The organism is Streptomyces sp. NPDC048142 (assembly GCF_043202835.1).
GTDB lineage: Bacteria > Actinomycetota > Actinomycetes > Streptomycetales > Streptomycetaceae > Streptomyces.
In genome coordinates this window covers 374,291-396,157 of sequence record NZ_JBIDBC010000003.1, presented here as the reverse complement: position 1 = coordinate 396,157, position 21,867 = coordinate 374,291, and the positions used below count along the sequence as shown (strand labels likewise).

General features: G+C 71.1%; 24 protein-coding genes and 1 pseudogene. 15 read left to right on the top strand and 10 right to left on the bottom strand.

What is annotated here, in order from left to right; translation table 11 throughout:
• Positions 1-98: 98 nt before the first annotated feature.
• The 3 genes from ACGF2Y_RS06660 to ACGF2Y_RS06650 are packed head-to-tail and all read right to left on the bottom strand — an operon-like array spanning position 99 to position 2,952.
• A complete protein-coding gene (locus ACGF2Y_RS06660; RefSeq protein ID WP_392943593.1) occupies positions 99-998 on the bottom strand; it encodes a metal ABC transporter permease in 900 nt (299 codons plus the stop codon).
• Positions 998-1,915, bottom strand: a complete 918-nt coding sequence (locus ACGF2Y_RS06655) for a metal ABC transporter ATP-binding protein (protein WP_392943592.1) — start codon at positions 1,913-1,915, stop codon at positions 998-1,000. The genes ACGF2Y_RS06660 and ACGF2Y_RS06655 overlap by 1 nt, the downstream gene beginning before the upstream one ends.
• The gene (locus ACGF2Y_RS06650) at positions 1,912-2,952 is read right to left on the bottom strand and encodes a metal ABC transporter substrate-binding protein (RefSeq protein WP_392943591.1); all 1,041 of its coding nucleotides are present in this window, start codon (positions 2,950-2,952) and stop codon (positions 1,912-1,914) included. The genes ACGF2Y_RS06655 and ACGF2Y_RS06650 overlap by 4 nt, the downstream gene beginning before the upstream one ends.
• 176 nt (positions 2,953-3,128) lie before the next feature.
• On the opposite strand from ACGF2Y_RS06650, the gene ACGF2Y_RS06645 reads away from it, so the two are divergent.
• From ACGF2Y_RS06645 to ACGF2Y_RS06635, 3 genes are all read left to right on the top strand, one after another.
• Positions 3,129-4,511: a glycine--tRNA ligase gene (locus ACGF2Y_RS06645; RefSeq protein WP_392943590.1), complete on the top strand. Its 1,383-nt coding sequence runs from the start codon at positions 3,129-3,131 to the stop codon at positions 4,509-4,511.
• A gap of 329 nt (positions 4,512-4,840) precedes the next feature.
• Positions 4,841-5,059, top strand: coding sequence for a DUF6243 family protein (locus tag ACGF2Y_RS06640; RefSeq protein ID WP_392943589.1), 219 nt, complete (start codon positions 4,841-4,843; stop codon positions 5,057-5,059).
• 378 nt (positions 5,060-5,437) lie between these two features.
• Positions 5,438-5,761 (top strand): hypothetical protein, encoded by a 324-nt coding sequence (locus ACGF2Y_RS06635; RefSeq protein WP_392943588.1) that lies wholly within the window; start codon positions 5,438-5,440, stop codon positions 5,759-5,761.
• Between the two features lie 182 nt (positions 5,762-5,943).
• Here the strand turns inward: ACGF2Y_RS06635 and ACGF2Y_RS06630 are convergent, their stop codons facing one another.
• The gene (locus tag ACGF2Y_RS06630; protein ID WP_392943587.1) at positions 5,944-6,324 is read right to left on the bottom strand and encodes a DUF6463 family protein; all 381 of its coding nucleotides are present in this window, start codon (positions 6,322-6,324) and stop codon (positions 5,944-5,946) included.
• 91 nt (positions 6,325-6,415) lie between these two features.
• Here ACGF2Y_RS06630 and ACGF2Y_RS06625 point away from each other — a divergent pair, with 91 nt between their 5' ends.
• On the top strand, positions 6,416-6,979 hold the full coding sequence (locus tag ACGF2Y_RS06625) for a TetR/AcrR family transcriptional regulator (protein WP_392943586.1): 564 nt from the start codon (positions 6,416-6,418) through the stop codon (positions 6,977-6,979).
• A gap of 99 nt (positions 6,980-7,078) precedes the next feature.
• On the opposite strand, the gene ACGF2Y_RS06620 is transcribed toward ACGF2Y_RS06625, so the two are convergent.
• Genes ACGF2Y_RS06620 through ACGF2Y_RS06605 form a run of 4 tightly spaced genes read right to left on the bottom strand, consistent with a single transcriptional unit; the run spans position 7,079 to position 8,533 of the window.
• Positions 7,079-7,504, bottom strand: coding sequence for a hypothetical protein (locus ACGF2Y_RS06620; protein ID WP_392943585.1), 426 nt, complete (start codon positions 7,502-7,504; stop codon positions 7,079-7,081).
• A 23-nt stretch (positions 7,505-7,527) separates the two neighbouring features.
• Complete coding sequence (locus ACGF2Y_RS06615) at positions 7,528-7,971, bottom strand: hypothetical protein (RefSeq protein WP_392943584.1); 444 nt, start codon at positions 7,969-7,971, stop codon at positions 7,528-7,530.
• A complete protein-coding gene (locus tag ACGF2Y_RS06610) occupies positions 7,968-8,276 on the bottom strand; it encodes a hypothetical protein (protein WP_392943583.1) in 309 nt (102 codons plus the stop codon). Before ACGF2Y_RS06610 ends, ACGF2Y_RS06615 begins: the two co-directional genes overlap by 4 nt.
• Positions 8,273-8,533: a hypothetical protein gene (locus ACGF2Y_RS06605; RefSeq protein ID WP_392943582.1), complete on the bottom strand. Its 261-nt coding sequence runs from the start codon at positions 8,531-8,533 to the stop codon at positions 8,273-8,275. The genes ACGF2Y_RS06610 and ACGF2Y_RS06605 overlap by 4 nt, the downstream gene beginning before the upstream one ends.
• 93 nt (positions 8,534-8,626) lie before the next feature.
• Between ACGF2Y_RS06605 and ACGF2Y_RS06600 the strand changes: the two genes are divergently transcribed.
• From ACGF2Y_RS06600 to ACGF2Y_RS06585, 4 genes and pseudogenes are all read left to right on the top strand, one after another.
• Positions 8,627-9,466 (top strand): Scr1 family TA system antitoxin-like transcriptional regulator, encoded by an 840-nt coding sequence (locus tag ACGF2Y_RS06600; protein ID WP_392943581.1) that lies wholly within the window; start codon positions 8,627-8,629, stop codon positions 9,464-9,466.
• Positions 9,463-9,672: a DUF397 domain-containing protein gene (locus tag ACGF2Y_RS06595; protein WP_392943580.1), complete on the top strand. Its 210-nt coding sequence runs from the start codon at positions 9,463-9,465 to the stop codon at positions 9,670-9,672. Before ACGF2Y_RS06600 ends, ACGF2Y_RS06595 begins: the two co-directional genes overlap by 4 nt.
• Positions 9,673-9,940: 268 nt before the next feature.
• A pseudogene (locus ACGF2Y_RS06590) lies at positions 9,941-10,483 on the top strand (GntR family transcriptional regulator); the annotation flags it as partial.
• A 246-nt stretch (positions 10,484-10,729) separates the two neighbouring features.
• Complete coding sequence (locus ACGF2Y_RS06585) at positions 10,730-11,698, top strand: glutaminase (RefSeq protein WP_392943579.1); 969 nt, start codon at positions 10,730-10,732, stop codon at positions 11,696-11,698.
• A gap of 105 nt (positions 11,699-11,803) precedes the next feature.
• Here the strand turns inward: ACGF2Y_RS06585 and ACGF2Y_RS06580 are convergent, their stop codons facing one another.
• On the bottom strand, positions 11,804-13,294 hold the full coding sequence (locus ACGF2Y_RS06580) for an MFS transporter (RefSeq protein WP_392943578.1): 1,491 nt from the start codon (positions 13,292-13,294) through the stop codon (positions 11,804-11,806).
• A gap of 101 nt (positions 13,295-13,395) precedes the next feature.
• Between ACGF2Y_RS06580 and ACGF2Y_RS06575 the strand changes: the two genes are divergently transcribed.
• Positions 13,396-14,358 (top strand): helix-turn-helix domain-containing protein, encoded by a 963-nt coding sequence (locus ACGF2Y_RS06575; protein ID WP_392943577.1) that lies wholly within the window; start codon positions 13,396-13,398, stop codon positions 14,356-14,358.
• On the top strand, positions 14,355-15,503 hold the full coding sequence (dusB, locus tag ACGF2Y_RS06570; protein ID WP_392943576.1) for a tRNA dihydrouridine synthase DusB: 1,149 nt from the start codon (positions 14,355-14,357) through the stop codon (positions 15,501-15,503). The genes ACGF2Y_RS06575 and dusB overlap by 4 nt, the downstream gene beginning before the upstream one ends.
• A gap of 18 nt (positions 15,504-15,521) precedes the next feature.
• Here dusB and ACGF2Y_RS06565 read toward each other — a convergent pair whose 3' ends face one another.
• Positions 15,522-16,277, bottom strand: coding sequence for a GntR family transcriptional regulator (locus ACGF2Y_RS06565; protein ID WP_392943575.1), 756 nt, complete (start codon positions 16,275-16,277; stop codon positions 15,522-15,524).
• A 291-nt stretch (positions 16,278-16,568) separates the two neighbouring features.
• Between ACGF2Y_RS06565 and ACGF2Y_RS06560 the strand changes: the two genes are divergently transcribed.
• The 5 genes from ACGF2Y_RS06560 to ACGF2Y_RS06540 are packed head-to-tail and all read left to right on the top strand — an operon-like array spanning position 16,569 to position 21,533.
• Positions 16,569-17,747, top strand: coding sequence for an ABC transporter substrate-binding protein (locus ACGF2Y_RS06560; RefSeq protein WP_392943574.1), 1,179 nt, complete (start codon positions 16,569-16,571; stop codon positions 17,745-17,747).
• Positions 17,747-18,670, top strand: a complete 924-nt coding sequence (locus tag ACGF2Y_RS06555; RefSeq protein ID WP_392943573.1) for an ABC transporter permease — start codon at positions 17,747-17,749, stop codon at positions 18,668-18,670. Before ACGF2Y_RS06560 ends, ACGF2Y_RS06555 begins: the two co-directional genes overlap by 1 nt.
• Positions 18,658-19,674, top strand: coding sequence for an ABC transporter permease subunit (locus ACGF2Y_RS06550; RefSeq protein ID WP_392943572.1), 1,017 nt, complete (start codon positions 18,658-18,660; stop codon positions 19,672-19,674). Before ACGF2Y_RS06555 ends, ACGF2Y_RS06550 begins: the two co-directional genes overlap by 13 nt.
• A 6-nt stretch (positions 19,675-19,680) precedes the next feature.
• Positions 19,681-20,844: an ABC transporter ATP-binding protein gene (locus ACGF2Y_RS06545; RefSeq protein WP_392943571.1), complete on the top strand. Its 1,164-nt coding sequence runs from the start codon at positions 19,681-19,683 to the stop codon at positions 20,842-20,844.
• Positions 20,841-21,533, top strand: coding sequence for an HAD family hydrolase (locus ACGF2Y_RS06540; RefSeq protein ID WP_392943570.1), 693 nt, complete (start codon positions 20,841-20,843; stop codon positions 21,531-21,533). The genes ACGF2Y_RS06545 and ACGF2Y_RS06540 overlap by 4 nt, the downstream gene beginning before the upstream one ends.
• Positions 21,534-21,867 lie beyond the last annotated feature (334 nt).

Here is a 21,867-nt window from a genome sequence, read left to right as displayed (position 1 = left end):
CCTCCTCGTGTCGCCCGTACATGTGTCGGGCCATTGTGCCAGCCCGTCCGGGTGCCCCCGGCGAACACGTACGGTGCGACGTTGTCACACGCACAGCGTCACACGCGTACGTCGTCCCTGCCCCGGCGGGCTGCCGGTACTTCCAGGGTGCACTCGGCCACCTTCACCTCGCTCGTCCGCGCCCGGCGTCTCGCGAGCGGAGCGGCGAGCGCGGTCAGCGCGACGAACACCACGATGGCCAGCAGCACGATCGTCGCGCCGGGCGGAACGTCCTGGTAGTAGGAGGTCACGGTGCCGGTGAGGGTCACGGCCGTGCCGATCACCACGGCCAGCACGAAGGTGACCTTGAAGGACTTGGTGATCTGCTGCGCGGCCGCCACCGGCACCACCATCAGCGCGCTGACCAGCAGCAGGCCGACGACCCGCATCGCGACGGTCACGGTCACGGCGGCGGTCACCGCGACCAGCAGGTTCAGCACCCGCACCGGCAGCCCGGACACCCGGGCGAACTCCTCGTCCTGGCTGACGGCGAACAGCTGCCGCCGCAGCCCCACCGTGACCAGCACCACGAAGGCCGCCAGCAGGCAGATCGCGATGACGTCCGACTCGGAGACCGTGGCGAGCGAGCCGAAGAGGTACGAGGTCAGGTTGGCGTTGGAACCCGTGTCGGACAGGTTGATCAGCATGACGCCGCCCGCCATGCCACCGTAGAACAGCATCGCCAGGGCGAGGTCGCCGCGCGTGTGTCCGTACCAGCGGATCAGCTCCATCACGACCGCACCCGCCACCGCGACGGCCGTGGCCATCCAGACCGGGCTGGTGGAGAGCAGGAAGCCGAGACCGACGCCGGTCATCGCGATGTGCCCGATGCCGTCGCCCATCAGGGCCTGACGGCGCTGCACCAGATAGATGCCGATGGCGGGCGCGGTGATGCCGACCAGCACGGCCGCGATGAGCGCCCGCTGCATGAAGGGAGGGTTCAGGAATTCCAGCATCATCAGGTCAGCAGTCCCGTCCGGACGGGCTCGGCGGCCGCGTGGGGGTGAACGTGGTCGTGGCCGGGCAGGGCGTGCTGGCCGAGCGCCTCGGGCGGCGGCCCGTCGTGCGTCACGCAGCCGTCGCGCAGGACGACGGCCCGGTCGATCAGGGGCTCCAGCGGGCCCAGCTCGTGCAGCACGAGCAGCACGGAGGTGCCCAGCGCCACCTGCTCGCGCAGGGTCGAGGCGAGGATCTCCTGGCTGGCCAGGTCCACCCCGGCCATCGGCTCGTCCATGATCAGCAGCTCCGGCTCGGCGGCCAGGGCGCGGGCTATCAGGACCCGCTGGTGCTGGCCGCCCGACAGCGCGTTCACGGAGTCCTTGGCACGGTCGGCCAGGCCCACCAGCGCGATGGCACGGTCCACGGCCGCCCGGTCCGCCTTCCCGGGCCACCGCAGTCCGGTACGGGACAGCCGGCCGGAGGCGACGACCTCGCGGATCGTGGCGGGCACGCCGCCGGCGGCCGTGGTGCGCTGCGGGACGTAGCCGATCCGGCCCCACCGACGGAAGCGGCGCAGCTCGGTGCCGAACAGCTCGACGGTGCCGCCGGTCAGCGGGACCTGCCCGATGGCGGACCGTACGGCGGTGGACTTGCCGGAACCGTTGGCGCCGAGCAGGGCGACGACCTCGCCGCGGTACACGGTCAGGTCCACCCCGCGCAGCACGGGGCGCGCGCCGAGGGTGGCCGTGGCGCCGCGCAGGGCGACGACGGGCTCGTGGGAGTCCTCGTGAGCGGGCCTGCGGGCGGGCTCGGAGGCGGGCTCGCGGGCGTCCTCGTGAGCGGGCCCGGGGCCAGGCTCGTGGGTGGTGCTCTCACGCTCCGGCATGAGCGCCTCCGATCCGGGGGTGGTGCGGGTCCACAGGGCGGTGCGGGTCACTTCGCGCCGAGTGCCTTCTGCAGCGCGGTGAGGTTGGACTCCATGACCTCGATGTAGTCGGCGCCCTGGGACTTCTTCGTGATTCCCTCCAGCGGGTCCAGGACGTCGGTCTTCAGACCGGTGTCCTTCGCGAGGGTCTTCGCCGTCTTGTCGCTGGCGAGCGTCTCGAAGAAGACGGTGGTGGCCTTCTCCTTCTCCGCGATGGTGTGGATCTCCTGGATCCGGGCGGGGCTCGGCTCGGCCTCGGGGTCGATGCCCGCGATGCCCTGCTGGGTGAGCCCGTAGCGCTCGGCGAGGTAGCCGAAGGCGGAGTGGGTGGTGATGAAGGTCTTGGTGGAGGTGTTCTTCAGCCCGGTCTCGTACGCCGTGTTCAGTTCGCCCAGCTCGGCGACGAGGGCGTCGGTGTTCTTCTTGTAGTCGGCGGCGTGGTCGGGGTCGGCCTTCTCCAGGGACTTGCCGACGCCCTTGGCGACCTCGGCGTACTTCACCGGGTCCAGCCAGATGTGCGGGTCGGCGCCGCCCTCCTCGCCGTGGTTGTGGCCGTCGCCCTCGAAATGCTCCTCGTGGGACTCTTCCTCGTGGCCGTGCTCGTCCGCGTGCTCTTCGCCGTGCTCGTCCGCGTGCTCTTCTTCGCCCTCGTGGCCGCTGACCTCGGAGCCGTGGTTCTCCAGCGTGGTGAGGGTCGTGACGTCGACGGTGTTCTTCACACCGGACTGCTTTATCGCGTCGTCCACGGCGGGCTGGATGCCCTTGAGGTACAGCACGTAGTCGGACTCGCTGATGGAACCGATCTGGCGGGGGGAGAGCTCCAGGTCGTGCGGCTCGACGCCCGGCTTGGTGAGGCTGGTGACCGCGACGTGCTCGCCGCCGATCCGCTCGGCCAGGAACTGCATCGGGTAGAACGACGCCGTCACTTTCAGCTTGTCGCCGTTGCCCCCTTCCGCTGCGTCGGAGGTGGAGCAGGCCGAGAGAGCGGTCAGACCGAGGACGACTGCTCCGGCGACGGCGGTGGTGGGTATGAGGCGGCGTACGTTCATGACAGTCATTTTCAACTAAAGTGGAAACGATTGTCAACAAGGCTGATGGGATGCCCGGAAGGTCACATAGGGATGCCGGGAAGATCCTTCACGTCCCTCCGATTTGATCCCAGGGGTGCGCCCGCCGGTAATCTGAAGCATTCGCCGTTCGTCACCGTCGTAATGAAGAGAGCACCGTGGCCGCCGACAAGATCGACACCATCGTCAGCCTGAGCAAGCGCCGTGGCTTCGTCTACCCCTGCAGTGAGATCTACGGTGGTCAGCGCGCCGCCTGGGACTACGGGCCGCTGGGCGTCGAGATGAAGGAGAACCTGAAGCGTCAGTGGTGGCGCTACATGGTCACCGCGCGCGAGGACGTGGTCGGTCTCGACTCGTCGGTCATCCTGGCCTCGGACGTCTGGGTCGCCTCGGGCCACGTCGCCACCTTCTCGGACCCGCTCACCGAGTGCACCTCCTGTCACAAGCGCTACCGCGCCGACCACCTGGAGGAGGCGTACGAGGAGAAGCACGGCAAGCCGCCGGTCAACGGCCTCGCCGACCTGAACTGCCCCAACTGCGGCAACAAGGGCACCTTCACCGAGCCCAAGCAGTTCTCGGGTCTGCTCTCCACCCACCTCGGCCCGACCCAGGACTCCGGCTCGGTCGCCTACCTGCGCCCCGAGACCGCCCAGGGCATCTTCACCAACTTCGGCCAGGTGCAGCAGACGTCGCGCAAGAAGCCGCCGTTCGGCATCGCGCAGATGGGCAAGTCCTTCCGGAACGAGATCACTCCGGGCAACTTCATCTTCCGGACCCGCGAGTTCGAGCAGATGGAGATGGAGTTCTTCGTCAAGCCGGGCGAGGACGAGGAGTGGCAGCAGTACTGGATGGACCAGCGCTGGAACTGGTACACGGGCCTCGGCATGCGCGAGGAGAACATGCGCTGGTTCGAGCACCCCAAGGAGAAGCTCTCCCACTACTCCAAGCGCACCGCCGACATCGAGTACCGCTTCCGCTTCGGCGGCAGCGAGTGGGGCGAGCTGGAGGGCGTGGCCAACCGCACCGACTACGACCTCAAGGCGCACTCCGAGGCGTCGGGCACCGACCTGTCGTACTTCGACCAGGAGGCCGGCGAGCGCTGGACGCCGTACGTCATCGAGCCCGCGGCCGGTGTCGGGCGCGCGATGCTGGCGTTCCTCCTCGACGCCTACGTCGAGGACGAGGCGCCCAACGCCAAGGGCGTCATGGAGAAGCGCACCGTGATGCGTCTCGACCCGCGCCTGGCCCCGGTCAAGGTCGCGGTGCTGCCCCTCTCCCGCAACCCGCAGCTCTCGCCGAAGGCCAAGGGCCTGGCGGCGGACCTGCGCAAGAACTGGAACATCGAGTTCGACGACGCCGGCGCCATCGGCCGCCGCTACCGCCGTCAGGACGAGATCGGCACCCCGTTCTGCGTCACCGTCGACTTCGACACCCTCGACGACAACGCGGTGACCGTGCGCGAGCGCGACACCATGAAGCAGGAGCGCGTCTCCCTGGACCAGATCCAGGCGTACCTCGGCTCCCGTCTGCTCGGCTGCTGACGTCCACCGACACCCGCTGCCACCCGCGCGGGTGCGTGAGGCCCCTGGTTCCGGTTACGGAGCCGGGGGCTTCGTCGTGCGCCCGGAGCCCCGCAGGTCCGGGAGGTACGCGACGGCGTCCATCACCACCAGCGAGGTCGGCGGCCGGGCCTGGACGGCGGGAAAAGCTGGTGCGGGGCGTTCCGGGAGCGGGGTACGGTTTCCGCATGTCTTCGTTCTTCCAGATCTACGAGTGAGAGCGCGGCGGGTCGCAGCATCCGCCGCCCACCGGATCGATCTCGATCACTCGATCAATTCCTTCCTCACTTCACCACGAATGGGAGAACGCCGTGGCCAAGAGCCGCAACAACCTCCTCGGCGTCGGCGGACAGCGCAAGAAGCTGTCCCGCGCCGAGCAGCAGGGCGCGGGTTCCGCGCGGGGCGCCGACCGCAAGGCCGCCGAGGACAAGAAGCAGGAGCTGGTCCGCAAGATGCGCGAGCGCGCCGAGGCCCAGGCTGCCACCACCACCGAGCCGGGCGAGCAGGACGCGTCGCCCGCGCAGAGCTGACACCCGAGCTGCACCCCGTACATCCCGTACGACCGTGGGCCCGGATCATCCGTGATCCTGGCCCACACCCGTACCCCCGTCCGCACCGTGCCTATGTCTATGTCCATGTCAGCCAGGGGAAGTTCCCGTACACGCTCTCTTCAGGGCCGGGTGAGATCGTGCGGTGAGGTGCATGACACGGAACCGGGGGGCCGGACAGTGGACACGAGCGGGGAGAGCCGACGGACGTACGCTCCGAGCAGGCAGGAAGTTCTGGCGGTGGTGGAGTCGTTGGCGCGCCCTTCGTCCCCGGAAGTGGTCGCCGAGGCTGTTGACGCGCTACGGGGGCGCCCGCAGGCGCGATTCGCCGCATTCGACGACCCCGGGCCGTGCGCCGCGGTGGAGGTGGTAGTCGCCCTGCTGCGGGACCTGAAGGAATCAGGTCAGGTCAGGGGATACGCGCCAGCCGTCTGGGTGGGCCTGGGGGTCCACTCGGGGGGAACCGCGCACCGCACCGGGTTGTTGTGGTGGCCGGTCGGCAAGTGGCGGGAAGCGGCAGCGTCCCGTGCGCGGCGGGATCTGGTGGCCATGCGACGCGCGGAGGCCCAGCGGGAGGAAGAACGCGCGAAGCGGGAAAGCCCGCTGCGCGACGCGGTGGAGAGGGCCTTGGAGCAGCAGCGCCGGGATGCCCGGCATCCCTACGAGGGACTCGACCCCTTGTGACCCTGATCCGCCGCGACACCGCCCCCGGCGAACGTCATGACCAAGCGATGCAGGCCTGCCGACGCCGCGACTGAACGCCCCACGCGCCCCACACACACCTCACACGCCCACACGCCACACGCCCCCCACGCACCGCCCACACGCCACACGCCCCCCACGCACCGCACCCCACACCTCACACCTCATGCCGAACGATCAGCGCGCGCGCCTCGGATCAGCAGCACCGCCGGGATCAGCCCCAGCAACATCGGTGTCGGCTCCAGGACCGCCGACGCCACCACGCACCACACCGCCAGCCCCCAGCCGATGGACGCCGGCGGGGCGATGCTCCGCCGGGCCAGGTCGGATACGAGCGCACCCAGCAGCATCATCGGCACGGCGAAGCTGCCGATCGAGACCCAGAACGCACCGTTCGCGTCACGGGGGTGGATGAACTCGTCACGCGGCAGCCCCCACAGTGCTCCGGTGAACCACTCGTCGGCGTACTGGATGTTCTGCACGCCCAGCACGATGAGGTGCACCGCTCCCAGGATCATCAGGATCCGCCCTGCCCAGCGTCCCATTACCGCTCCCCCTTTTTCGAAACCGCAAGTGTCGGAACCGTTAGTTCCGGAACTGTGAGTTTCGGAACCGGAGGTACCGTAACATGGCCGCATGGGACGACCTAGAGACAGCCGGGTCGACGAAGCGATCCTCACCGCCACCCGCAGTCTCCTGGCGGAGAGCGGATACGCCGGGCTCACGGTGGACGCCGTGGCCGAGCGCGCGCGCATCGGCAAGGCGGCGATCTACCGGCGCTATGCGACGAAGCAGGAGATGGTGTTCGCGGCAGCCGTGCACAGCGCGGACCTGCCCCCGCCCCCCGATACGGGGAGCCTGGTCGGGGATCTGACGGCCCTCGTCCAGGAGATCGTGGACCACGTCACCAACCCGGCGGCCGCCGCCGCGATCCCCGGGCTGCTCGCCGACATACGCAGTTCGCCGGAGCTGGCCGCTCGCTTCCACAACGCCTTCGTCACCGTCCAGCAGGCCGGCCTCGCCGATCTCCTCGGCCGGGCGGTCGTCCGCGGCGAACTCCCGTCATCCCCGGACATCGACCTCGTCCACGCCCTGGTGGCGGGCCCGGTCTTCGCCACGGTCTACCTCCAGAACCGCTCCCCGGACGGCCTGGCGGAACGACTGGGCCGGATCGCCGCCGACGCTCTCACCGGGGCCTGACCTCCCGTGTCCGGCGGCCTCCGCACGATGCACCCACCGGTCCGGCCGGTCCGGCCGGCGACCCGTCACCGGACCCGGGCCCGACGGCGGTGCACTGGTTCACCGTTGAGGCCATCCGCTCGGGCTGCCGGGGCCGTCGTGGTCGTCGCCGGATATGACCCGCTCGGCGATCAGGTCGCCGAGCGGGTCCGTCACGCTCCAGGAGTGGGGTGTGACGTGGTGGTCGAAGAACGCGCACAGCCGCACGACGCCCGTGCCGAGGTCGCGGAGGAGGGCGGGGCACCACGGCACCGTGTCGACCCGGTGGGCGCGGTCCGTGCCGGTACCGGTCCAGAAGAACCACGGGGCCGGGGCATCCGGCGTCTCGGCCGGCCAGAGGTGCGCGGCATGCTCGACGCGGTCGTCGTGCTCGCCGAGTTCGCACAGGAGGTAGGGGTCCGGACGGCCGGGGCGGTCGTCCACGGTGGCGAGACAGGCGAGCGTGTCATCGTCGGGGAAGGGGGTTACGGCGGTGCATTGCAGCACGTCGGTCTCTTCTTCGCAGGGGCCTACAGGTCGGCCGGGGAACCACGCCACCCGGCGAGAGTCAGGCTCAGCCCGACTGCGGGGTCGACTACGGTGAACAGCAAGGGAAAGCCCGCTTCCAGGGCTCGTATCGCGTCGTCCTGGTGCCGGCCGTCGGTGGCCCAGAACCTCAACTCTTCCGGGGCGTCGGAGCCGTGGAAGACGGCCGGTCGCACGTCGTTGGCCCGTGGCGGCGGCAGTGAGTCGACAGCGGCCCTCATGAACCCGTGCCGGTGCCCGTGCCCGTGTCTGCCTCCGCCTCCGCCTCCGCCTCCGCCTCCGTTTCCGTGTCCGTTCGCCAGGCGGAGTGCCTGCCCGCGGAGCCACAGGAGGACCAGTCGGCGGTTGCGTACGGTGACACCGCCGAGCGAGGCGGACCGCTGCCCGTCGGTCACGGTGACCTCGGCCGCGTAGCCCGTGCGCGTCATGCGGCACGCTCGTCGGCGTCGGGCCGGACCAGGGCCCGAAGCCGGTCGGCCGCCGCCTCGATCTCGTCGACCACGGCACCGCGCGCTGCGAACCGATCCGCGATGGCTGCGTCCAACTCGGCGAAGAACAGGGCCCGGTAGGCGGGGTCGGACTCGATGCGTACGAGCTCGGCGAAGGGTGGGGCGGGCCTGGCCGGGCGCCGGGTGAGCGCCCAGGTGAGGCGGGGGAGGCGGAGCCGCAGGCGGACCTCGGCGGCCCCGAGGGCGAGGGCGAGCCGAACCCTCAACCGGGCGAGGGGGCTCACAGCACCTCACCCCGGCTGCGGGCGTTGGCCCGCGCGGTACGGGCGCGGAGCTGCTCCATGGGGAGCGCGGGGCGTACGTGGCGGGGCTCGACCTCCCACTCGATGCCGCCGCCGACGGGGCGGAGGGACCAGTAGAGGCCGGCGACCCCACGGAACTCGCCCACGCGGTCGCCGCGCGTGGTGTCCACCAGGAGGGTGCCGGGGGAGGGGAAGCCAGGAGGCTCATGGGTATTCGGGCGTAAGTTCTCGTTGTACACCGTTCGCTCCTCTCCGTAGCTGTTCGGCTACCGGGGCGATTCAGCGTGACCTAGGGTCGATCTGTCTTCAACGTGGGGATTCGGGAGGGCACGTTGGTAAACATCAAGGAACTCAACCCCGAGGCGAGCCCGCAAGCGGCCTTCGGTGCCCGTCTGCGCAGTCTGCGCGAGGAGCGCGGCTGGATCCAGGATCAGGTGGCCGCGCTGGTCGGCTGTTCGGGCAGGCATGTCTCGGCGATCGAAACTGGCCGCAAACCGGCGACTCTGCCCTTCGCGAGGAAAGCCGACCGGCTGTTCGATCTCATCGGTTCGTCCGAATCGTTCGAGCGTCAGTGGCAGGATATGAAGCACGGAAGCCTGCTGGAGGGCTTCCCGGAGTACGTGGGGTACGAAGGCCGGGCCGTGGAGCTCCGGCTGTATCAAGTGGGGATCATCCCGGGGCTGTTGCAGACGCCGGAGTACGCGCGAGTGCTCGCTGAAAGCGCCGTACGGCGAGGGGCGATCACGCCGGAGCAGGCCGACGAACGTGTGTCCTTCCTGGCGGAGCGGCAGGCGGCGTTGGTGAGGCCCAGACCGCCCATGCTGTTCGTGACCATGGACGAGAGCTGCATCCTTCGGCCGGTTGGCGGTCCAGCGGTCATGGACGCCCAGCTGGAGCGGCTGATCGAGTTCTCCGAACTGCCCAACACCCTGCTCCAGGTAGCGCCGTACGAGATCGGGGAGCAGCGGACGTTCGATCTGCCGGTGAACATCCTGACGCTGCCCGACCGGTCCGTGATCTGCTACGCCGAGTCGCAGACCCAGGGGCATCTGGACCGGGAAAGCTCCTTCGTACTGCCCATGTTGACGGCCTACCATCAGCTTCAGGGCGCGTCGCTGTCGCAGACGGCGTCTGTGACCAAGATCAGCCAGCTGCGAAAGGGCACCCTGTGACGACCGAATCCCCCCGATGGTTCACATCCTCGTACAGCAACAACGGTGGTGACTGCGTCGAGGTCGCCGCCAATCTCGCCGCCTCGCGCGGCGTCGTCCCGGTCCGTGACTCCAAGAATGCGGACGGCCCGGTGGTCAACGTTCCCGTCGGCGCGTTCACCGCTTTCGTCGCGGGCGTGCAGGCCGGGCAGCTCGGCACTGTCTGACCGCTGCGGTCCAGCACCGCCCCGCCGCGCCGAGCGCGGTGGGGCGTCCTGCTGCCCGGATGTGACCAGAGGCCCTGCTTCCGGTCGGGAGCAGAAACGGCTGGTGCACGACTGACCTCGGGAATGGGCTCGGGACTATCCGTTCGCCCCGGCCTGATTCCGGTATGACGAAGCCGGGAAAGGCACTACGGCGTAGCGTGCATGACGGCTTGGTAGGCGCTGGGCCTGCTTCGGAGAAGGGCGTACAAGCGTGCGGAAGACGTGGGAGTTCGGCCGGGACTTCCAGCCGCTCAGGCGTCGCGGGGTCCAGCGATTGGCACGCGAGCAGTGGGGGACCGGACGTTCTGTCTGGGAGGCGGACCGCGCAGGGCGGGACCTGGTGGTGGACCAGATTGAGGTGCGCGAGGGGGCCGCCTCGGAGAGCGTGGCGAGGACGCTCGACCTTCAGGCTGGGGAGGGCGTCTGGATCAGGAGTCGCCGGTTCGTCCTGGACGGCAAGCCGGTGCTCCTGTCGACGTCATACCTTCCGGCGTCCCTGGTCGAGGGATCAGCCATCACCCAGCAGGACACGGGGCCGGGAGGGATCTACGCACGGCTGGCCGAGCTGGGCCACGGGCCGGTCCGCTTCCGGGAGGAGATCCGTTCCCGCATGCCTCTGCCGGAGGAGGCGGCCGAACTGAGCCTTCCGGCGGGTACGCCCGTCGTGCTTATCTGCCGGACCGCCTACGCGGAAGAGGGTCGGCCCGTCGAGGTCAACGAGATGATCCTGGACGCCGCTGCCTATGTTCTGGAGTACGACTTCGACGCGTGACGGTCGTCGCGGGCGTACAGCTCGGCGCTGTCTGACCGCTGAGGTCCAGCACCGCCCCGCCGCGCCGAGCGCGGTGGGGCGTCCTGCTGCCCGGGGCTCGGGGGCCCGGGGGCTCGGGCAAGCGTCCGGGGCGCGCGGTGCGGGGGCTTTTTGGCCGCTTCCGGTGAGGGGGTCAGACTAGGGGCGGCCCTCTGTTTCGACTCCGCCCCTCCCGGGGCCACGCTCCCCTCCCCGTCAGGAATCGCCGTGTCCCACACCTCCGCCGCCCCTCCGGCAAGCAGTCCGGCTCCGCGCGCCGAATCCCACCGCTTCAGTGCTGTGATCAGTCGCATCGCCGAGGAGATGGCGGCACTCGGCGACCACGGCAGCCCCGCCGACCACATTCCGATGCTCGCCGGCGCCGACCCCCGGCGGTTCGGCATGGCCGTCGCGGAGCCGGACGGAACCGTCTACGGGGTCGGCGACTGGCAGCAGCCGTTCTCGACGCAGTCCATTTCCAAGGTGTTCGCCCTGGCCCTGGCGCTGTCCCTGGACGGCGAGCAGATATGGCGGGGCGTGGGCCGGGAGCCTTCGGGCAACCCCTTCAACTCCCTGGTGCAGCTGGAGTACGAGAACGGGATTCCGCGCAACCCGTTCATCAACGCCGGAGCACTGGTGGTGACCGACCGGCTCCAGGCTCTGACCGGGGACGCCGCCGGCCAGGTGCGGGAACTGCTGCGGTCGGAGAGCGGCAATCCCGCCATCGACTTCATGCCGGAGGTCGCCGCATCCGAAGCGGCCTTCGGTGACCGTAATGCCGCGCTGGCCCACTTCATGGCCTCCTACGGCAACATCACGCTCCCGATCCCCGACCTGCTCTCCGCCTACTTCCGTCAGTGCTCGATCGAGGCGTCGTGCGCGGACCTGGCCCTCTCGGCGGGGTTCCTGGCCCGGCACGGTGTCCGGGCCGACGGGTCCGCACTGCTGACCCGCAGCCAGGCGAAGCAGGTCAACGCGGTCATGCTCACCTGCGGAACGTACGACGCGGCTGGGGAGTTCGCCTATCGGGTGGGGCTGCCGGGGAAGAGCGGCGTCGGCGGCGGGATCATCGCCATCGTGCCCGGGGTGTGCACCTTGTGCGTATGGAGCCCGGGGCTCGACCGGCGCGGCAATTCGGTGGCGGGTGTGTCGGCCCTGGACCGGTTCACCACGCTCACCGGGCTGTCCGTTTTCTGACGAGTCTCGTGGACCGGGTCGGCAGCATACGATCCACCGGCTTCCCGCGTCGGTAGCTGCGGATTGCCGTGCCGGTGGCCGATCGGTCACCACCCGTGCGGCCGGTCAGGCCACCGGGTGCGGCAGCCGCAGACTCAGCCCGGTAGTCAGCGCCACCGCCGCCAATTGCACCAGCAGCGTCACGACCAGAGCGTCCCGCATGCCCAGGACCGGCACCAGTGCCAGAAACAGGGTGCCCAGCGTGGCCACCCCGAGGGCCAGCGCCGCCTGCTGGGCCGTCGTCAGCACGCCGCCACCCACTCCGGCCTTCTGCGGCGGTACGTCGGAGAGCACGATCCGGAACAGTACGGGGAGCTGGAAGCCCTGGCCGAGGCCCGCGATCGCGATCCCGGGCGACAGGCCCCACGGCCCGAGATCCTGCCAGGCGTAGTGCACGGTCAGCGCCAGCACCACCACGCCCACTGCCTGGATGAGCCCGCCCGCGGTGACGACCCGGGCGCCGTAGCGCCGGACCAGCCAGGGACCGGCGAGCGAGGCAGCGAAGAACGTCAGCGCCATCGGGGCCAGGGAGAAGCCGGCCGCCGCCGGGCCCAGTCGCAGACCTTGCTGGAGTGCCACCGCGATCACGAACAGGAAGCCGCCGTAGCCGATCGAGAACGGCACCACCAGGGCCAGGCCCCGCCTCAGCGACTCCAGGCGCAGCAGGCTCGGCGGCACCAGCGGCACGCGGCCCAGCCGGTCGGCCCGCCGCTCCACCAGGAAGAAGGCGTACACCGCGAACGGGAACAGCCCCAACGAGACCCAGGCCCACCACGGCCACCCGGCGGCCCGCCCCTCCGTCAGGGGAGCCAGCAGCGTCACCAGCGACAGGGCCAGCAGCAGCGTCCCGGGCACGTCGACGGGTGCGGGGCGGTCGGAGCGGGTCTCCGGTACCGCACGGGCTGCCAGGACCAGGCCCACCATCGCCACCGGCACGTTCACCAGGAACACCGACCGCCAGCCGGCGCTCTCGCCGAACACCGAGGACATCGGCGCGGCCGCCACCAGCGCACCGCCCAGGATCTGGCCCGTGACCATCGAAAGGCCGGCCGTCGCCCCGTACAGGCTCATCGCCCGAGCGCGGCGCGGGCCCCGTGTCGCCGCCTGGATCGTGGCCAGCACCTGCGGCAGCATCAGCGCGGCGGCGGCGCCCTGCGCGACGCGGGCGCCGACCAGGCTCCAGGCGCCGGGAGCGAGTCCGCAGGCCAGCGAGGTGAGTCCGAAGGCCGCCATCCCGGTCAGGAACAGACGTCTGCGGCCCATCGTGTCGCCGAGCCGCCCGCCGATGACCAGCAGGACGGCGTACGCGAGCCCGTAGCCCGCGACCACGAGTTCGAGCAGGGCGGTGCCCGCGTCCAGATCGCGGTCGATCGTGGCCAGGGCGACGTTCACGATGAAGAAGTCGATGAGCGGGAGTGCTGCACCCAGCAGCACGGTGAACAGGCCCAGCGGGCCGAGCACCGGGGCGGAGCCGTCGTGCCGGACGGGTTCCGGACCGACGGCGGCGGGGGTCGCCCGGGTCGTACGGAGGGACGGATGTACGGAAGATTCACTCACGGCGTCGACCCTTCCGCCGAACCCGGAGTGGTACCAGAGTCTCCTTATCCTGGTACCAGCGGTACCTGGCGACAGGCCGGGGTACCCGGCAGGCTGGAGGCATGACGACCATGGCAGCCGATATCCGGCCCGCGACGGGTGAGCCGGGCGAGACGTCCGCGTCCGACGTCAGGCGGCATGAACTCGCCGCCTTCCTGCGCAGTCGCCGAGAGCGCATCACCCCCGAACAGGTCGGTCTCGTCCGCGGCCGCCGCCGACGCACCCCCGGGCTGCGCCGCGAGGAGGTCGCCCAGCTCTCCGCGGTCGGGGTCACCTGGTACACCTGGCTCGAACAGGCCCGGGACATCCAGGTCTCCGCCCAGGTGCTCGACGCCTTGGCCCGCGCCCTGCTGCTCGACCCGAGCGAACGCGCCCACCTCTTCGTGCTCGCCGCCGCCCCTGACCCGGCCCCCGGCACGGATTGCGCCACGGTCACCCCGGCGCTGCGGGCCGTGCTGGAACAGCTGGCCCCCATTCCGGCCTGCGTCCAGAACAGCCGGTACGACATCCTCGCCTACAACCGCACCTACGCCCGGCTCCTCTGCGACCTGGATGCAGTGCCGCCCGAGGACCGCAACTGCCTGCTGCTGGCCTTCACCCACGACGACTGGCGGGCCTCGACCGTCGACCTGCCCGAAGCCACCCGGATGATGGCCGCCAAGTTCCGCGCCTCGACGGCCCGGCACCTGGCCGAGCCGGCCTGGAAGGCGCTGCTGCACCGGCTGGAGACGCGGTCGCCGGAGTTCCGGGAGGTGTGGGAGCGCCACGAGGTGATCGACCAGCGGGGGCCGACGAAGTACATCCGCAACGCCCATGTGGGGCTGTTGCACGTCGAGCAGACCAGTCTCTGGCTCGGCCCGGCGAGCGGGCCGCGGCTGGTCAGCTACCCGCCGGTGGACGCCGGGACCCGCGCCGGGCTGGAGCGGTTGCACCGGATAGCCCTCGACACCGGGCCCGGCGCTCCCTCGGACGCTGGGGCGGCCCGGACCGCCACCCGTCCGGCGTACGCGACAATGGAGCAATGACCACGCTCGCCCCCGCCCTCCCGCAGCTCCGCATCGGCCCGCACACCGTGCGGCCGCCGGTCGTGCTGGCCCCGATGGCCGGCATCACCAACGCCCCGTTCCGGACGCTGTGCCGGGAGTTCTCCGGCGGCAAGGGGCTGTTCGTCAGCGAGATGATCACCACGCGGGCGCTGGTCGAGCGCAACGAGAAGACCATGCAGCTCATCCACTTCGACGCGGCCGAGACCCCGCGCTCGATCCAGCTGTACGGAGTGGACCCGGTCACCGTCGGCAAGGCGGTCCGGATGATCGTGGACGAGGATCTGGCCGATCACATCGACCTGAACTTCGGCTGCCCGGTCCCCAAGGTCACCCGCAAGGGCGGCGGCTCCGCGCTCCCGTACAAGCGGCCCCTGCTGCGGGCCATCCTCAACCAGGCCGTCTCCAACGCCGGTGACCTCCCCGTCACCATCAAGATGCGCAAGGGCATCGACGACGACCACATCACCTTCCTGGACGCGGGCCGCATCGCCGTCGAGGAGGGCGTCACCGCCGTCGCCCTGCACGGACGCACCGCCGCCCAGCACTACGGCGGCACCGCCGACTGGGACGCCATCGCCCGGCTCAAGGAACACGTCCCGGAGATCCCCGTTCTCGGCAACGGTGACATCTGGTGTGCCGACGACGCCCTGCGGATGATGCGGGAGACCGGCTGCGACGGTGTCGTCGTCGGGCGTGGGTGCCTGGGGCGGCCCTGGCTCTTCGCCGATCTGGTGAGCGCCATGGAGGGGCGTACGGACCGGCACGCGCCCGCGCTGCGCGAGGTCGCGGACGTCATGGTGCGCCACGCGACGCTGCTGGGGGAGTGGATCGGCGACGAGACCCGTGGCGTGATCGACTTCCGTAAGCACGTGGCCTGGTATCTCAAGGGCTTCGCGGTCGGCTCCGAGATGCGCAAGAAGCTGGCGGTCACCTCCTCGCTGGAGGAGCTGAGCGGTCAGCTGCACGAGCTGGACCTCGCCCAGCCCTGGCCCGACGGCGCCGACGGGCCGCGCGGGCGCACCTCCGGCAACAACCGGGTCGTCCTGCCGGACGGCTGGCTGAAGGACCCGTACGACTGCTCCGGCATCAGCGCCGACGCCGAGCTGGACACCTCCGGCGGCTGACTCCGTACGGGGGCGGCCTCAGCCGCCTACGTCCGGGCCCGCGTGGCGTTCCAGGGGGGCCGCCGCCGCGGAGTTCATCACGTTGAAGACGACGCTGCCCGCCCGGTAGCGGTCGTCCGTCCACTCGATGGCCCGGCCCGCCGCCGTGTACGTCAGGTGCCGCTGCCGCAGCAGCGGGCTGGCCCGGCGCACCCGCAGCAGCCGGGCGTCCTCGCTGCCCGCCGCGACCGCGTCGATCAGGTGCTCGCCGTGGTGCGCGACGATGCCGGCCCGCTCCGCGATGCTGTCCATGATCGAGACGCAGTCCTCGGGCAGCGCGCGGACCACCGGGGCCACCCAGTCCGCGTACACCGTCCGCTCGACCATCACCGGCTCCCCGTCGAGCCGGCGCAGCCGCAGCACGTACAGCACCTCGCTGCCCGGCTCGGCGTCCAGCCGGGCCGCCTCCTCGTCGGTCGCGGGCCGGGTGGTGCGGGCCAGGATCCGGCTGGAGACCTCGCAGCCCATCGCCCGCGCCCACTGGGCGAAGCTGTTGAGCTGCTCGAAGCTCTGGCGGCGCTCCTGGCGCAGGACCACCCTGCGGGCCCCCTGCCGGGAGCCGATCAGGCCCTCGGCGGCCAGCAGCGCCACCGCCTGCCGCACGGTTCCGCGCGAGGCCTCCCAGTGGGCGGCGAGGTCGCTCTCGGACGGCAGCCGGGAGCCCGGCGGAAAGCTGCCGTCCCGGATCGCCTGTCGCAGCGACTCGGCGATCTCCTCGTAGCGTGAACGGCCCACGTGCCCCCCATCGGTCGGCTGCTACGGGATCCTGACCGGATCCTGGACGGAGTCCGAGCTGTGCACAGGTTCATGCATCCGCCACGGTCCGGTATCTCACTCTAACGCCCCCTCAGGTCGTCGCCGTGCACGGATCCGTATCTACCACAGCCCTGATATGACGGGCTTTCCTCTTCCTCGGCTCTTGCGGCACCGGACATCGGACGTTAACGCACCAGACACCTGAGGCGGGCGAACTGGTGCCAGCTTGTATGAACAAGTGGCACTCACCTCGCTCCCGGGAGACACACCGTGCGCAGAGCCCGACCCCGCCCCCGTACCCGCGCCAACGGCCCCGCCGTTGCCGCTCTCGCCCTCTCCACCGCCGCCCTCACCGTGCTCACCGCGTGCGGCGCCGCACCCGAGGAGAAGGCCGCGGCCGGGGTGAACGGGGTGAAGCACACCGAGGCCACCTCGGCCGCCGACTTCGGCGGGCTGGAGAAGCTGGTCGCCGCCGCCGAGAAGGAGGGCGAGCTGAACGTCATCGCCCTGCCGCCGGACTGGGCGAACTACGGCGAGGTCATCAAGGCCTTCCAGGAGAAGTACAAGGTCAAGATCAAGAGCGAGACCCCGGACGCCTCCAGCTCCGACGAGATAGCCGCCGTCAAGTCCCGCAAGGGCCAGGACCGCGCCCCCGACGTCCTCGACCTCGGCATCGCCTTCGCCCGCAGCGGCGCCGCCGAGAACCTCTTCGCCCCGTACAAGGTCACCTCCTGGGACAAGATCCCCGACAGCCAGAAGGACGCGGACGGCCGCTGGTACAACGACTACGGCGGCTACGTCTCCATCGGCTGCGACGCCGCCCGCATCACGACCTGCCCCGAGACCTTCGCCGACCTGCTGAAGCCCGAGTACAAGGGCAAGGTCGCCCTCAACGGCAACCCGACCAAGTCCGGCTCCGCGTTCGGCGGCGTGTACGCGGCGGCCCTCGCGAGCAAGGGCTCGTTCGGCGACATCCAGCCCGGCATCGACTACTTCGGCAAGCTGAAGAAGAGCGGCAACTTCATCCCCGTCGAGTCCACCCCGGCGACCGTCGAGAAGGGCGAGACGCCGATCAGCATCGACTGGGACTACCTGAACGCCGGGTACGCCGACCAGTTCAAGAGCAAAGGCGTCGACTGGCAGGTCTCCGTGCCGGCCGACGGCGTCTACGCCCAGTTCTACTCGCAGGCCATCAACAAGGAGGCCCCGCACCCGGCGGCCGCCCGCCTGTGGATGGAGTACCTGTACAGCGCCGAGGGCCAGAACCTCTGGCTCAAGGGCTACGCCCGCCCCGTGCTGCTGCCCGCCATGACCGAGGACGGCACCGCCGACAAGACCTTCGTCGCCAAGCTGCCCGCCGTCGAGGGCGCCCCGGCCTTCCCGAGCTCCGAGGAGCTCGACCAGGCCAACGTCACCCTCGCCGAGAACTGGGACAAGGCCGTCTCCTGATGACCGTCCCCCACCCGTCCGCCGCCCCGGGACCCGGGGCGGCCGCCGCCGGCCGGCAGGCCGCAGGCCGTACGCGCCGCCGCCGGCCGCCCCGCGCCTGGCTCGGCGCGCTCCCGCTGCTCCTCTTCGCCGGACTCTGCTTCGGACTGCCCGCCGGGGCCCTGCTGTACGGGGCGCTCACCCGCACCGACCCGGCCGCCGGCACCACCGAGATCACCGGCGAGCACCTGTCGCGCTCGCTCCAGGGGCCCTACCTCGGCTCGCTCACCGGCAGCGTCGAACTGTCCGCGCTGACCGCCGCGCTCGCCACCGTGCTCGGGGTGCTGATCGCCCAGGCCGTCGTCACCTCCCGGCGCGGCGCCCTGCGCGGCGCGGTGCTCACCGCCTCCGGGGTGCTCGCCAACTTCGGCGGGATCCCGCTCGCCTTCGCCTTCGTCGCGACCCTCGGCATCTCCGGCGTGGTCACGGAGCTCGGGCACCTGGACGCTCTCGGCTGGAACCTCTACTCCTTCACCGGACTCACCGTCATCTACCTCTACTTCCTCATCCCGCTCATGGTGCTCGTCGTCGTGCCCGCACTGGACGGGCTGCGCCCGCAGTGGCGGGAGGCCGCGCTCAACACCGGGGCCACCACCTGGCAGTTCTGGCGCCACGTCGGCCTGCCGGTCCTCGCGCCCTCGCTGCTCGGCGGGTTCGTCCTGCTCTTCGGCAGCGCCTTCGCCGCGCACGCCACGGCCGCCGCCCTGGTCGGCGGCTCCGTCCCGCTGGTCACCCTGAAGATCGCCGACGCGCTCTCGGGCAACGTCCTGGTCGGCCAGGAGAACGTCGCCCTGGCGCTGAGCCTCGACATGATCGTGATCGCCGGACTGGTGATGGCGGTCTACCTGCCCCTCCAGCGACGGAGTTCCCGATGGCTGCACTGACCCCCGTCTCCGCGGCTCCCGTCGCCGCCCCGGTGAGGACGGCCCGTCGCCGCCCGCGCTACTGGCGCGGAGCGGTGCTCGCGGTCGCCGGGCTGTACTTCCTCACCCCGCTCGTCTCCTCGTTCGTCTTCACCGTCCATGTGCCGAACCAGGGCGTCACCTTCGCCGCGTACAGCGGGATCCTGTCGGCCGACGGCTTCACCGAGAGCCTGTTCCTCTCGCTCTCCCTCGCCGCAGCCACCATCGCGCTGGCCCTGCTGCTCGTCGTGCCCGCGCTGGTCGCGGTCCGGCTCGGGCCGCCCCGGCTGCGCGCCGTCGTCGAGATCGTCTGCATGATGCCGCTGGTGGTGCCGCCGATCGCGCTGGTCACCGGGATCGCCACGGTGCTGCGCTGGGGGCCCGAACACTTCTCCCGCACCCCGCTCTACCAGACCTTCCTCGCCGTGCAGAACGAGTCGTTCCCGGTGGTGCTGGTGCTCGCCTACACCGTGCTGGCGCTGCCGTTCGTGCACCGCTCGCTGGACGCCGGGCTGCGCGCGGTCGACGTGCCCACGCTGGTGGAGGCGGCGCGGAACTGCGGGGCCGGGCGGCTGTACGTGATCCTCCGCGTCATCCTGCCCAATCTGCGTTCCTCGCTCGCCGGGGCCTCCTTCCTGACCCTGGCGCTGGTGCTCGGCGAATACACCGTCGCCTCGCTGCTGGGCTTCCGCCCCTTCGCGGTGTGGATCGTCTCCGTCTCCGGCGCCGAGGCCCGGATGTCGGTCGCGGTGTCCCTGCTCAGCCTGCTGATCACCTGGGCCCTGCTGCTGGTCCTCTCCCGCGCCGGAACCGGTTCGTCCGCCTCCGTTCCCACCGCCGGACCTTCCGCCGGGCCTTCCGCCGGGCCTTCCGCCGGGCCTTCCGCCGGGCCTTCCGTCCCCGCCGCCGGGCCCTCCGGCACGGCCCCGGCCACCTCCGCCTCCGGCCCGGCCGCCGCCCCCACCTCCGTACCCGGCAAGGAGTAGCCACCCATGTCAGCCCTGCCCACCGCCACCGCCGGACGTCCCGAGCCGGTCCGGCCCGCCGCCACCGGCGCCCCGCACGGGCGCGCCGCCACCGGAGCCCGGGTGGAGTTCCGCTCGCTGCGCCGGGCGTTCGGCCCGACCGTGGCCCTCGACGGACTCGACCTCACCGCCGAACCAGGCGAGCTGCTCGCCCTCCTCGGCCCCTCCGGCTGCGGCAAGACCACCGCGCTGCGGGTGCTCGCCGGCTTCGAGCAGCCGGACTCCGGCGAGGTCCTGGTGGACGGCGAGGACATCACCCGCATCCCCGCCAACCGGCGCGACGCCGGGATGGTCTTCCAGTCCTACAGCCTCTTCCCGCACCTGAACGCCCGCGACAACGTGGCCTTCGGCCTGCGCGTACGCAAGGTGTCCGCAGCCGAGCGGCACACCACCGCCGCCGAACTCCTCGACCTGGTCGGGCTGCCCGACCACGGCGGACGCTTCCCGCACCAGATGTCAGGCGGCCAGCAGCAGCGGGTCGCCCTGGCCCGCGCGCTCGCGCTGCGGCCCCGGGTGCTGCTGCTGGACGAGCCGCTCTCGGCACTCGATGCCAAGGTACGGCTCGCGCTCCGCGAGGAGATCCGCCGCCTTCAGCTGTCGCTCGGGATCACCACCATCTTCGTCACCCACGACCAGGAGGAGGCCCTCTCCATGGCCGACCGGGTCGCCGTCCTCAACGCGGGCCGCCTGGAGCAGTGCGCGCCCCCGGCCGAGCTGTACGAACGCCCCGCCACCGCGTTCGTCGCGGAGTTCGTCGGCACCATGAACCGGCTGCCGGGCCGCCTGACCGGGACCGGCTCGGTCCAGGTCGCGGGCAGCGCCCTGCCGGTGGACGGCGAGGTCCCGGCGGGCAGCGGGCCCGTCGACGTGCTGATCCGCCCCGAGGGCATCCGCGTCGAGGCCGGCCCCGAGGGCACGGCCACCGTCGTCTCCGCGTCGTTCCTCGGCTCGGTCACCCGGGTCCTGCTCGACCTCCCGGACGGCGTCGCGGTCAAGGCCGACCTCCCCTCCCGCGACGCCGCGGACCTGCTGCCCGGCGTACGGGCCCGGGTGACGCCCGTACCGCGTCCGGTGCTCGTCGTCCCCGTGGCGCCGGTACGTGAGCCGTCGGCCTCGAAGGCAGCGGCATGACGGCGCCCGCCGCCGTGCTCCTCGACATGGACGGCACCCTCGTCGACACCGAGGTGCTGTGGTGGGAGACGGCCCGTGAGGTCGCCGCCCGACTCGGTCACCGGCTCTCCGACGCGGCCGCGCCGCAGGTCGTCGGCCGGGCCGTCGCGGACACCGCCGCTCATCTGATCGGCGTCACGGGCGGGGCCGCCGCCGCACTGCCCGGCGTGGCCGCCGAGCTGACCGACTCCTTCTTCCGCAAGGTCGACGCGGGCGCCCCGCTGCGCCCCGGGGCGGCTGCGCTGCTCGCCGCACTGGACCGGTCCCGGGTGCCGTTCGCCCTGGTCAGCGCCTCGCCCCGGAGTGTGGTGGACGCGGTGGTGGCGGGGTCGCTGGCGGGGGTGGCCTTCGCCTTCACGCTGTCGGCCGACGACACCGTACGGACCAAGCCGCATCCGGACCCGTACCTGGCGGCGGCGACCCGCTTCGGCGTCCCGGCCTCGGCCTGCGTCGCGGTCGAGGACTCCCCGGACGGCACCGCATCCGCGCACGCCGCGGGCTGCGCGGTGCTGGTGGTGCCCTCGCTGCTGCCGGTGGATCCCGCGCGGGGGCGGACCTTCGCCCGTAGCCTGGAAGAGGTGGACCTCGGGGTGCTCAGCGACTGCCTGAGGCGTCCGGATCCTGAAATCCGGGGTCCGAAACGAGCGTGATTCACGCCACCCTTGATCAGGGTTGCGCTCAGATGAGCGAAATGAGGATGGCTGCACTTCTGGAAGGCGTGGCACTCAGTGCCACCTTGCTGACTTTGAGAAGTGTACTCACCTGGTGAATGAGCCGCTCGCCTGAGCGGTTTTGGTCAAGTTTCGGCCATGCGGCCTTCAGGAGGTGAAGGCAGGAGTTCAGGTGCTTCGGTCGGGCGGCCCTTTCGATCTGCTGGCGGACGGGTGGTTGCGGCCGCATGACGACCAAGTGGACGTACCCATACACCTTCGATCTGGGTATGTTCCTCGCCGTCAGGGCAGCCACCGCGTCCTCGAGGAGTCG

What these genes read in the sequence shown, in the direction of transcription:
- ACGF2Y_RS06660 (WP_392943593.1), bottom strand. Translation starts at nt 998, where the DNA reads ATGATGCTGGAATTCCTGAACCCTCCCTTCATGCAGCGGGCGCTCATC.
- ACGF2Y_RS06650 (WP_392943591.1), bottom strand. Translation starts at nt 2,952, where the DNA reads ATGAACGTACGCCGCCTCATACCCACCACCGCCGTCGCCGGAGCAGTC.
- ACGF2Y_RS06630 (WP_392943587.1), bottom strand. Translation starts at nt 6,324, where the DNA reads ATGGGACGCTGGGCAGGGCGGATCCTGATGATCCTGGGAGCGGTGCAC.
- ACGF2Y_RS06625 (WP_392943586.1), top strand. Translation starts at nt 6,416, where the DNA reads ATGGGACGACCTAGAGACAGCCGGGTCGACGAAGCGATCCTCACCGCC.
- ACGF2Y_RS06615 (WP_392943584.1), bottom strand. Translation starts at nt 7,971, where the DNA reads ATGACGCGCACGGGCTACGCGGCCGAGGTCACCGTGACCGACGGGCAG.
- ACGF2Y_RS06575 (WP_392943577.1), top strand. Translation starts at nt 13,396, where the DNA reads ATGACGACCATGGCAGCCGATATCCGGCCCGCGACGGGTGAGCCGGGC.
- dusB (WP_392943576.1), top strand. Translation starts at nt 14,355, where the DNA reads ATGACCACGCTCGCCCCCGCCCTCCCGCAGCTCCGCATCGGCCCGCAC.
- ACGF2Y_RS06555 (WP_392943573.1), top strand. Translation starts at nt 17,747, where the DNA reads ATGACCGTCCCCCACCCGTCCGCCGCCCCGGGACCCGGGGCGGCCGCC.
- ACGF2Y_RS06550 (WP_392943572.1), top strand. Translation starts at nt 18,658, where the DNA reads ATGGCTGCACTGACCCCCGTCTCCGCGGCTCCCGTCGCCGCCCCGGTG.
- ACGF2Y_RS06545 (WP_392943571.1), top strand. Translation starts at nt 19,681, where the DNA reads ATGTCAGCCCTGCCCACCGCCACCGCCGGACGTCCCGAGCCGGTCCGG.
- ACGF2Y_RS06540 (WP_392943570.1), top strand. Translation starts at nt 20,841, where the DNA reads ATGACGGCGCCCGCCGCCGTGCTCCTCGACATGGACGGCACCCTCGTC.